Origin of the sequence: Kurthia zopfii, from assembly GCF_003143955.1 — a bacterium.
Classification (GTDB): Bacteria; Bacillota; Bacilli; order Bacillales_A; family Planococcaceae; genus Kurthia; species Kurthia zopfii.
In genome coordinates this window covers 46690-56184 of the sequence record NZ_QFVS01000017.1, presented here as the reverse complement: position 1 = coordinate 56184, position 9495 = coordinate 46690, and the positions used below count along the sequence as shown (strand labels likewise).

Sequence of the window (9495 nt, the reverse complement as noted above, 5' to 3'; positions counted from 1 at the left end):
TTAGCAGTTGACCGCATCAATTCGCAATTAAGTCATGCAAAAGTACCTGCATAAATTTTAAAAACGATAGTTTTTACATCGGAGCAATCTAAGCTCTTGAAAAAATCGAATTATGAAATTGATTCAAGTAATAATATTTAAAAAAATAGTTACCTTTTTCATTTATCAACGCTCCCTTTAACTGATTTCTAGATCAAAAACAAAACCATTAAATACCATATTTTAGTTTATCATATATTTGAAAAACAAAGTATTTTGTTACATCATTTTTTACCAATTCGCTTCATACCTCTTATAAATGACAACTCTTTTCGAGCTTTTCTTGTTTGTTATTTTAAACTTTGCAACAGAACCGTTTTTTTATTTTCCGATTTAAAACATAGTGAAATTTCGAATATATGGTTAATAGACAAGTGATTTTCCCCCTTAGTTTATGGTTTCGAGACTTTTATTCTATAGGGAAACTCACTTGTTTTCTATTTTTTTGAATAAAAATAACGTTCATGAAGTTTCCACACTGATCTAATGAGAGATCGGTGTTTTTTCCTTCACCAACGTTATTTATTGTAGAACCAATATTCAGTTATTAAATCGGAAATTAAATGTCGGATTTTCGAACGCCACCAGTAGCATAATGCTCTTTTTTCATTTCTTCAATAATAATTGAGATATTTTCTTTTGGCGCAGCAACCGTTTCTGAAACAGCTGTAGTAACTTGGTCTACTAAGTTTCTTTTTTGCTCGTCTGTGCGACCTTCAATCATTTTAATCGTAACGATAGGCATATTTAGTCCTCCTTATGTATAATATAGTGTATATTCGTTATGATAACAGAACGGAGGCAATATACACATGGAAAACGAAAAAAAAGAACCAAAAAAAATGGAATTTACCATTATTAAAAATAATCCGACTGATGGACATAAAGGTTTTGGCATCGGTTCATTATCTTTAGAAAATATTTCACCACTTTTCATCGACGTTTTAGAAAAAACTGCCGAGGTTGATATCGGTGGCATGCACGCACGAAGCGCAGTTGAGCGTGGTGTGAAATTCACGATGAATCGCGAAGACTCTGACGGCGAAGGTAGAAAACCATATTGGCTAGTATGGGTGACAATCGAGCAAACAGAACAAGGTGCTTACTACGCAGGTGTGACAGCTTGTGAAATGGTCGTAAACAAAGCAAAACGCAGAGGATACAAAGTGTTAGCAGATCACGTGAATAAGATGGATAAATCGATGAAGCGTAAAATTATCATTGATGAAATGGATACACCATCAAAAATTATACTACGTGATTACTTAATAGGCTTTAATGAAGAAATGTGGAATTTATCAAGCGATGAATTACATGAAGCATTAAATATCGTAGAATAGTTGTACAAACTGTGAACTTCACTTTCGGCAATAGAACATGGTTGTATATCTATTCGAAAGGAAGTAAACTAAATCTAAAGCTTACACAAGTGAGCTAGGACAAAATTTGCGACCGTCTTTTGGACAAAAGGGCATATGAACCAACCCAACCCAAGCCATATGTCTTCGAGTTCGAGGCAACAGCAAGAATTGAGCTTTCATTGTTATGGAACTAACGGACTCCATTGACAGTGAAGGCTTTTTTTATATGGAGGTAGCGCAAAAGTGAAAAATGAAACAAAGAAAAGTAGACTGCCAAACCCGATTACTGGGGCAATCTTTTTTGCAGTTATTATCATCGTCCTTTTCCAAACGGATGGCCAGCTAAAATTATGGCAAGGTATTTTGCTCGTACTAGGGCTAACTGTCGTACATGTCATTTTGACAATGTTCTTTAATCGTAATAATAAGTGATTCAATCATAAGAAAGACCACTTTGTAGATCAATACAAAGTGGTCTTTCTGAGTTTAAAAAATAGTCCCGAATTCGATTTCATCACTATGCTTTTTAAATAGTTCTTCAATTGTCATTCCATCAATTTTGGCCATTTGAACAAATTTATTGTTATCGTGTGTATAATCACATAATTCTTCTGAATTTAATATTAATGAACGACCATCTTTAAAGTTTGAAATAAAATATTCTTTATTTTTATAAGTGAATTCAATTTCATGACCAATTTCAAGAAGTTGCATAAGTGTTTCAAATGTGACGTTTTGTAAATCATAATCTTGTCCCAAGAAATATCTTCCTCCCTGTTGTTTATACGATTCACAAAGGGTAGCGCTCATCAATGAAAATCATAGGATAGTTATAAGCCCGACATTGCGTGTAGTAATACGCATGATTTTCTAAAACGGACTCCATCGTACACCAAGAATCATCTTGGCGATCTTCAATCACATTTGCGAAATCCTTAATCAGATTGAAATTCTCACGAATATAACGTTCGCTCATGACGAGGCAATGATACTCGATTTGCTGAAGCTCCTCTTTTGAAAAATCTTCCTCCCAGCCGAAAGGAATATAACAACCTTCAATAATTAAATGTTGATGATTTTCGAGGGCTGTTTTCATCATTTCTCGAATAATGGGCCACATATACAATTCGATTTCCTCGTCGTCCATAGGAGTTAAATTCGTTTTCTTACTGCGAATTAACCCCATTTTCAATAAATCTAATGAAATACAAGAATATTGATATTTAGCAATTAACTTTTGAGCAAATAATGTTTTTCCTGAATGTGAAGCACCTGTAATAAGGTGAATCATTTAGAAGAACTCCTTTACTTCCAATTTTATTTTATTTTACGTTTAATTTCTTTACCATATTTAATAACTTCTCCATCAGCAAAATTATAACGATCTACAAAACCAAGAAACTCATTAGCTAATTCATCCAATAATTCAATAGGCCAATCTTTTTCAGATGTTTCATTCAATTTAGTTAATAAATCTTCTCCAATTCTATATGGAAGATCATCTGCAATTTTAGCTTTCATCGCTTTTATAGCTAACTCAACAAACCAGGAAATATCACAATCCATACTAGCAAATTGATAAAAACAATTTGCTATCTCTATATCAGATTTCCCCTCTTTTACAAGTTGTTCAAATTCTTCTTTCGTATAAATAATGTCATCTTCATCATCGTCATCATATTCGATGTCAAAATCATCTTCTTCTGGCTTCTCTAATTTCTTTAAAAATAATTCAAATGTTTTAGCAACTTGTTTTGGTTTTTCATCTGTATCTTCTTCAATATACACAACGGGCGGCTCATTACCCGTATGTTTACGATAATCAAGAGCCAACCAATAGTTCCCATCTCCCGAAATAATCACAAGTCCTTTTTCCATACCCCATTCTTCTACAAGATAATTTGTTTCACCAATACCTTCTTCTAAATCAATGCCACGTAAATCTGTAATCTCTACTTCTCCATCAGGAACTCTACCAGAACGAAGAATACTATAAGCTAAAGTTCCCCCATTATGTATTTTCATTAAATTTATATAAGATTCAGGTAATTTCACACCTAATAACTTTTCTACTTTTTCTAAATCATCTAAAGAAAAACCTTCAAAATCGGCTTCATCTTCAAAAATATAATCAAACATTTTATCATTCCTTATTTTTATTTATAATTATTCATTTCTGTATAGTTGAAGTGCAAACTTTATTACTTTTTAGGAAAATCTATACATGTATAAGTGTACCATTTTTATAATTGATAAAAGGTTATGGCTAAACCGCATAAAAATATTAAAACAAAAAGAAAAGCGAAATTAATCGCTTTTCTTTACCTTTTTTTGATATTGGAAAATAAAAATTGCTAAATAAATGAGTAAGACCGTAAAAATTGAAATAATAAGTCCTCTTGTTGAAAACTCTCCATAAAATAAATACTCAGCAAAAGTCACAATCAAAATACCAACAAAACCACCAATTAACAGATTGCCTAATGAATACTTCATATGCACTCTCCTTCAGTAAGTATTTTCACAATAAATCGACCAAAAACTACATTACTTCAGCAAATTAGCATGCAATATATTATTTTTCCCACGACTACTTGCTGTCATTGTTGCGTGATCAATGGCATCAACCAATTCCGGAATCGTTTCGCCATTATCAGGGAAGGAAGCAAGTCCGATTGAAACCGTTAAATTTGCGGAACTACCATTCAATAATTTGAACGGTTCATCCCTTACTTGAATCATAATCTCTGTCGCATATTGGATTGCAGTAGCTGGTGCAGCTTCATAAAATAATATATAAAATTCTTCGCCACCCACCCTTGCGGCAAAACCATCATGATCTTGCGCAAATGTTTTCAAACGACAGGCGAGCTGATACAACATCTCGTCGCCAGAAGCATGACCGTGTTTTTTATTCAGCAATTTAAAATCATCAATGTCGATGAGTAGGAAAGTGAATGGTTGTCCTTCTTTCAAAGTTTCTTGGAACACTTCTTTGAATTTTCGGTTGTTCGGTAAATCTGTAATATAATCCGTTTCCGCAAGCTTCTCGATCATACGAATTCTTTCAAATTGTTTGTAAAATAATTTCAGTACAAAAATCGTTACGTAGAAACCAATGACATTCGTAATCACAGCGAAGGAAATCATTCCAAATACACGTGTTAATCTTGGCTCTAAGAAAAATACAATCGAGCAAGTAATGACAGTTTGGAAAATTAAATAATAATGAACATTTTTATAAGTAATTTGTTTTTTTAATGCAACAAAGAAAATAATGAAGCCAAGAATAATAATTGTCGCACCCGAGACAAAACTTGTTGGGCCAATTTCAAAAAAGAACATACGGAAAAATCCGACTAAAATGGACGTTAATAGTAATGCGATCGGTCCACCAATTAAACCAGATATTAAAATACTGACATTTCTTAAGTCACCAATGAAGCCATGATCAAACGGATAAGCAGTCTTCATAAGCAGTAAAGAAATTATTGTAGAGATGATACTTACGATAAATGGTTGCAAGTCTATGAAGAACGGTTGTTTCTCCCTAAAATATTCCAACACGAAATATGAGAAAACAATAAATGTAAACATGAGTGAAAAATTGATTATGACACCTAGTAGCATTTGCAGTAGCTCCCGAAATTTTAATAATTTAAACATAATTATACCATCTCTAGGTTAGAGAGTATCGTCCAAACTGAAAAATAATGATTTCTGACATTGTGAGACAATCATATCTTGAAATTTACTGTTGAAATCACATATAATAGTAAGGTTATATATAATAATTTACGGAGGTGTGGGTAATGGCACAACTACCTACTACACCTGTTAAACTAAAATTGACTACAACAATCACGCATAACGGTGAAAAACCCGAGAAGTTGGAAATATGGTCAACTGGTTCAATCATGCGAAAACGTGATCAGGTGTATTTACAATATGAAGAAATACTAGAAGAACGAACTATGAAAACAACTTTACGATTTGGCAACGAAGACGCCATTATTATGCGTAATGGTGATATAAAAATGCGACTACCTTTTGTTTTGAAATCTCTTCAACGCGGTCATTATGAAGCCGAATTCGGTTCGATGCCTGTCACAACTTTGACGAAGAAAATGTTGTTTGAAGAAGAAGATGGCGAGAAAGAAAATGGTCGTTTTGTCATTAACTACGATTTAATTATGGAAGAAAATTCAGTTGGTAATTATCATTTAGAAATCACATATACGGAGGTAATCTAATGAACGCAGTAGAACAAGCGCAACAAGCTGTCAAAGAAGCATTTCTTGCAGCCATTACAAAAGCAGAATTAGTAGAAAACACAGATGAGTTGAATATTCACCTTGAAACACCAAGAAGTAAAGAAAACGGTGACTATGCTACGAACATCGCTATGCAATTAACTAAATTAGCGAAAAAGAATCCTCGTGCGATTGCAGAAGCAATTTTAGAAAACTTGGATCAAGCTTCAGCTAATATTGAAAAAGTTGAAATCGCAGGTCCTGGTTTCATGAATATCACTTTAGCAAAAGACTACTTATCAAAAGTAGTACCTACAGTTTTAGAACAAAGTAATGATTACGGTCGTTCAAACTTCGGCAATAACGAGAAAATCCAAGTAGAGTTCGTATCAGCAAACCCAACAGGCGATCTTCACTTAGGTCACGCGCGTGGGGCATCAGTTGGTGATTCACTTTGTAACGTATTAGATTTCTCTGGTCATGAAGTTTCTCGTGAATACTACATCAATGATGCAGGTAATCAAATCGTGAAATTAGCGCAATCACTTGAAGCTCGTTACCGCCAAGCACTTGGTCTTGAAGCTGAAATGCCAGAAGACGGCTACCACGGTAAAGATATTATTAATATCGCTGCGGAACTTTCTGCAGAATTCGGTGCAGCTATTTTAGATGAATCTGAAGAAGCTCGTTATGAGTTTTTCCGTACACATGGTCTAAAACATGAATTCGGTAAATTACAAAAAGACTTAGCAGATTTCCGCGTTGATTTTGACGTATGGTTCTCTGAAACTTCACTTTATAAAGATGGTAAAGTTCAAGTCGCTTTAGATAAATTAAAAGCAAACGGTCATGTATTTGAAGAAGAAGGAGCTACTTGGTTCCGTTCTACAACTTTCGGTGATGATAAAGATCGCGTACTTGTAAAATCAGACGGTTCTTACACTTACTTAACGCCAGATATCGCTTACCATGAAGATAAATTACAACGTGGTTTCGATACTTTAATCAATATTTGGGGTGCTGACCACCATGGTTATATCCCTCGTATGAAAGCAGCGATTGAAGCATTAGGTTACGATCGTAAACGTCTAGAAGTAGAAGTAATCCAAATGGTTAACTTACTTCGTGACGGCGAAAAAGTGAAAATGTCTAAACGTACAGGTAATGCTGTAACTTTACGTGAATTAGTAGAAGAAGTTGGTCTAGATGCAGTACGTTACAACTTCGCTATGCGTGCTGGTGATACTCACTTAGATTTCGACCTTGACTTAGCAGTGAAGCAATCGAATGAAAACCCAGTGTACTATGCACAATATGCACATGCGCGTATTTGTTCAATTCTTCGCCAAGCAGAAGAAAAAGGATTTGCAGTATCAACTGACAACCTAGATACACTTTCAACTGAAAAAGATATCGAAGTTCTTAAAAAAGTGGGCGATTTCCCACAAGTAGTAGCGGATGCAGCGAAAGCTCGTGCGCCACACCGTATTACGAACTATACGCAAGAACTTGCAGCTACTTTCCACAGCTTCTACAATGCTGAAAAAGTATTAGATGAAGATCACAAAGAGCGTTCAGAAGCACGTCTTGCACTAATCACAGCGGTTGCTCAAACAATCAAAAACGCACTTAAATTAGTAGGCGTTTCTGCACCAGAAAAAATGTAATGCATTCATTCAAACGAGCTACGTTTCATAAGTGAAACGTAGCTCGTTTTTTCTTTGATCCAATAGTCAAAATGCCATCAAATTCTTTTTATAAATTCCATTCACTTACGCAATCTCACAGTTTTGCAACAATCGCCTCTAAAACGTAATAAAGGCTTTGTGTACTTACCTTTTATACATAATCAGTTTTGGGTATAATTAAGAAGTAGTTTTTATAAATCAGGAGGGGTATAGTTGAAGAAATTTATGAATGTATTCGCGATTATGATGGTATTAGTATTAGTACTAACAGGCTGTGGTAACCCTAATGCGAATGTTGTTCCGAAAACAGAAGAATCAGTAAAACCAGCAGGACAATATCCATTATCAATCGCAGGAGCGGATGGAGAATTTGTTGAAATAAAGAAAGTTCCGAAACGGATCGTGTCATTAATTCCAAGTAATACAGAAACTTTATTTGCTTTAGATGCCGGTGATTCAGTTGTCGGCGTATCAGATAATGATGACTTCCCGAAAGAAGCGACGAAAAAAGAAAAAGTCGGTGGTATGGAATTTAATTTAGAGAAAATTATTTCATTAAAGCCTGATTTAGTATTAGCGCATTCAACTTTAGGCGAATCTGCAGATGCAGGAATTAAACAATTAAGAGAATTAAAAATTCCAGTATTCGTAGTGCCAGAAGCGAAAAGTTTTGAAGAAACATATGATGTCATCAATCAAATCTCAATTATCGTCAATAAAAAAGATGAAGCGTCAAAAATTATTGCAGATATGAAAGCGAAAGTGGAAGATGTGCAATCAAAAGTGAAAGCGCTTGATGAACAGCGTACGGCATTCGTCGAAACTTCAAATGCACCTGAAATTTATACGGCAGGTGAAGGTACTTTCATTCAAGAAATGTTCGATTTATTAAATATTAAAAACAGCGCTACAAAATCAGGCTGGTATCAAATTAGTTCTGAGGCAATCATTAAAGAAAACCCAGACGTAATTTTAGTGATGTATGATTATGTACCGAAAATTGTTGAAAAAGTGAAAAAACGTGAAGGCTTCTCAACGATTAATGCAGTGAAAAATGATCGCGTTGTACAAATTGATGAAGATAAAATCAGTCGTACAGGTCCTCGTTTAGCTGATGGTCTGGAAGAAGTAGCGAAAGCTGTTTACCCAGAGGCATTTAAGTAATGAAGATGATGGGGAAATACGTACTTTCGATTACTGTATTACTCATCAGCATGACTTTAGCAATCTCGATTGGTTCTGTCCACATCCCGATTTCAACAATTTGGGATGCAACAGACGAATCAAACTATAATATTCTTTGGTCAATTCGAGTACCGCGCGTTCTTTTAGCGGCGTTAGTCGGAGCTTCACTTGCGATGGCAGGTGCAGCATTCCAAGGATTATTGAAGAATCCATTAGCAGACCCCTATACATTAGGGGTTTCTTCTGGTGCTTCATTAGGCGCAGTAGCAACAATATACTTCGGATTTTCAAGCTCAATTCTCGGAATATTTACACTTCCGGTATTCGGCATGATTGGTGCGGCAATTTCACTTGTCGTCGTACTTAGCTTTGCAAAATTAGTCGATCGTACAATGAAGATGGAAACGCTTATTTTATCAGGAATTATTGTCAGTTCATTTTTAAGTTCGATTATTTCATTGATGATTGCATTAACAGGAGAAGAAATTCGACAAATTGTTACATGGCTCATGGGAAGTGTATCCATGCGTGGTTGGCCGTATGTGCAAATGATTTGGCCATTCATGTTAGTCGGCGCGATCTTAGTTTGGTTAAATCGTCGTGAGTTAAATGCGATGCTATTTGGAGAAGAAAGAGCGAGATATTTAGGGGTGAATGTGAAAAGAAGTAAGTGGATGATTATGATTGGTGGAGCGATGCTGACAGGCTCGGCAGTTGCTGTATCAGGGACGATTGCTTTTGTAGGTCTTGTCGTGCCGCATATGACACGTATGTTATTCGGATCGGATCATCGCCATTTACTACCACTTTCATTGATCAATGGCGCGACATTACTCGTACTATGTGATTTAATCGCACGCACGATTATTGCACCAACCGAATTACCAATCGGTGTCATTACTTCGTTCATCGGCGCTCCAGTATTTTCTTATATATTCTTTAAACAAAGAAAGAGAAAGGCGTGAACGA

The 9495-nt window shown here is 35.2% G+C and carries 12 protein-coding genes; 6 read left to right on the top strand and 6 right to left on the bottom strand.

Annotated features, from left to right (window positions below; translation table 11 throughout):
* Nucleotides 1–598 precede the first annotated feature (598 nt).
* The gene (locus tag DF281_RS07770; protein ID WP_109349695.1) at nucleotides 599–784 is read right to left on the bottom strand and encodes a 2-hydroxymuconate tautomerase; all 186 of its coding nucleotides are present in this window, start codon (nucleotides 782–784) and stop codon (nucleotides 599–601) included.
* A gap of 67 nt (nucleotides 785–851) precedes the next feature.
* Between DF281_RS07770 and DF281_RS07765 the strand changes: the two genes are divergently transcribed.
* A complete protein-coding gene (locus tag DF281_RS07765; RefSeq protein ID WP_109349694.1) occupies nucleotides 852–1379 on the top strand; it encodes a YwhD family protein in 528 nt (175 codons plus the stop codon).
* Between the two features lie 264 nt (nucleotides 1380–1643).
* Nucleotides 1644–1832 (top strand): hypothetical protein, encoded by a 189-nt coding sequence (locus DF281_RS07760; protein ID WP_109349693.1) that lies wholly within the window; start codon nucleotides 1644–1646, stop codon nucleotides 1830–1832.
* A gap of 54 nt (nucleotides 1833–1886) precedes the next feature.
* On the opposite strand, the gene DF281_RS07755 is transcribed toward DF281_RS07760, so the two are convergent.
* The 5 genes from DF281_RS07755 to DF281_RS07735 form a co-directional block, all read right to left on the bottom strand.
* Nucleotides 1887–2159, bottom strand: a complete 273-nt coding sequence (locus tag DF281_RS07755; protein WP_109349692.1) for a hypothetical protein — start codon at nucleotides 2157–2159, stop codon at nucleotides 1887–1889.
* Nucleotides 2160–2190: 31 nt separating this feature from the next.
* Nucleotides 2191–2691, bottom strand: coding sequence for a P-loop NTPase family protein (locus tag DF281_RS07750; RefSeq protein ID WP_109349691.1), 501 nt, complete (start codon nucleotides 2689–2691; stop codon nucleotides 2191–2193).
* Nucleotides 2692–2717: 26 nt separating this feature from the next.
* The gene (locus tag DF281_RS07745) at nucleotides 2718–3539 is read right to left on the bottom strand and encodes an SMI1/KNR4 family protein (protein WP_109349690.1); all 822 of its coding nucleotides are present in this window, start codon (nucleotides 3537–3539) and stop codon (nucleotides 2718–2720) included.
* A gap of 168 nt (nucleotides 3540–3707) precedes the next feature.
* Nucleotides 3708–3896, bottom strand: coding sequence for a hypothetical protein (locus DF281_RS07740; RefSeq protein ID WP_109349689.1), 189 nt, complete (start codon nucleotides 3894–3896; stop codon nucleotides 3708–3710).
* A 51-nt stretch (nucleotides 3897–3947) separates the two neighbouring features.
* Complete coding sequence (locus DF281_RS07735; protein WP_109349688.1) at nucleotides 3948–5066, bottom strand: diguanylate cyclase; 1119 nt, start codon at nucleotides 5064–5066, stop codon at nucleotides 3948–3950.
* 146 nt (nucleotides 5067–5212) lie between these two features.
* Here DF281_RS07735 and DF281_RS07730 point away from each other — a divergent pair, with 146 nt between their 5' ends.
* From DF281_RS07730 to DF281_RS07715, 4 genes are all read left to right on the top strand, one after another.
* Nucleotides 5213–5653, top strand: coding sequence for a YwiB family protein (locus DF281_RS07730; RefSeq protein WP_109349687.1), 441 nt, complete (start codon nucleotides 5213–5215; stop codon nucleotides 5651–5653).
* Nucleotides 5653–7320, top strand: coding sequence for an arginine--tRNA ligase (gene argS, locus DF281_RS07725; RefSeq protein WP_109349686.1), 1668 nt, complete (start codon nucleotides 5653–5655; stop codon nucleotides 7318–7320). Before DF281_RS07730 ends, argS begins: the two co-directional genes overlap by 1 nt.
* 234 nt (nucleotides 7321–7554) lie before the next feature.
* Entirely contained in the window at nucleotides 7555–8505 is a 951-nt protein-coding gene (locus DF281_RS07720) for an ABC transporter substrate-binding protein (RefSeq protein ID WP_240605529.1), read from the top strand.
* A complete protein-coding gene (locus DF281_RS07715) occupies nucleotides 8505–9491 on the top strand; it encodes a FecCD family ABC transporter permease (protein WP_109349685.1) in 987 nt (328 codons plus the stop codon). The genes DF281_RS07720 and DF281_RS07715 overlap by 1 nt, the downstream gene beginning before the upstream one ends.
* Nucleotides 9492–9495: the final 4 nt, after the last annotated feature.

What these genes read in the sequence shown, in the direction of transcription:
- DF281_RS07730 (WP_109349687.1), top strand. Translation starts at nt 5,213, where the DNA reads ATGGCACAACTACCTACTACACCTGTTAAACTAAAATTGACTACAACA.
- DF281_RS07715 (WP_109349685.1), top strand. Translation starts at nt 8,505, where the DNA reads ATGAAGATGATGGGGAAATACGTACTTTCGATTACTGTATTACTCATC.
- DF281_RS07750 (WP_109349691.1), bottom strand. Translation starts at nt 2,691, where the DNA reads ATGATTCACCTTATTACAGGTGCTTCACATTCAGGAAAAACATTATTT.
- DF281_RS07740 (WP_109349689.1), bottom strand. Translation starts at nt 3,896, where the DNA reads ATGAAGTATTCATTAGGCAATCTGTTAATTGGTGGTTTTGTTGGTATT.
- argS (WP_109349686.1), top strand. Translation starts at nt 5,653, where the DNA reads ATGAACGCAGTAGAACAAGCGCAACAAGCTGTCAAAGAAGCATTTCTT.
- DF281_RS07745 (WP_109349690.1), bottom strand. Translation starts at nt 3,539, where the DNA reads ATGTTTGATTATATTTTTGAAGATGAAGCCGATTTTGAAGGTTTTTCT.
- DF281_RS07765 (WP_109349694.1), top strand. Translation starts at nt 852, where the DNA reads ATGGAAAACGAAAAAAAAGAACCAAAAAAAATGGAATTTACCATTATT.
- DF281_RS07770 (WP_109349695.1), bottom strand. Translation starts at nt 784, where the DNA reads ATGCCTATCGTTACGATTAAAATGATTGAAGGTCGCACAGACGAGCAA.
- DF281_RS07735 (WP_109349688.1), bottom strand. Translation starts at nt 5,066, where the DNA reads ATGTTTAAATTATTAAAATTTCGGGAGCTACTGCAAATGCTACTAGGT.